This window comes from Gilvimarinus sp. 1_MG-2023, assembly GCF_030548285.1.
This window is the reverse complement of sequence record NZ_JAUOSC010000781.1, coordinates 1-290: the sequence shown is the minus strand read 5'-3', so window position 1 is coordinate 290 and position 290 is coordinate 1. Positions and strand designations below refer to the sequence as shown.

Below are 290 nucleotides of genomic sequence, written 5' to 3'. Positions count from 1 at the left end.
AGCAGGGACAGATTGCTGTCGAGCGTTGGAATCCCCGTGATTTTGCGTACGACAACTACCAGACCGTCGATGATCGTCCTTACGGTGGTGGCCCCGGCATGCTGATGAAAATCCAGCCGCTGCAGGATGCCATTGCCGCCGCTCGTGAAGCGGCAGATCAGCAACCAGGGAAACCGGCGCGAGTGATTTATCTGTCACCGCAAGGGCGCAAACTGGATCAGGCGGGGGTGCTGGAACTGGCACAACACGACAAGCTGATTCTGGTATCGGGACGATACGAAGGCATTGAT

1 pseudogene is annotated in these 290 nt (G+C 57.2%); it reads left to right on the top strand.

Features of this window, described 5'->3' with window-relative positions:
* Positions 1-290: pseudogene (locus tag Q4563_RS19025) on the top strand (tRNA (guanosine(37)-N1)-methyltransferase TrmD); the annotation flags it as partial.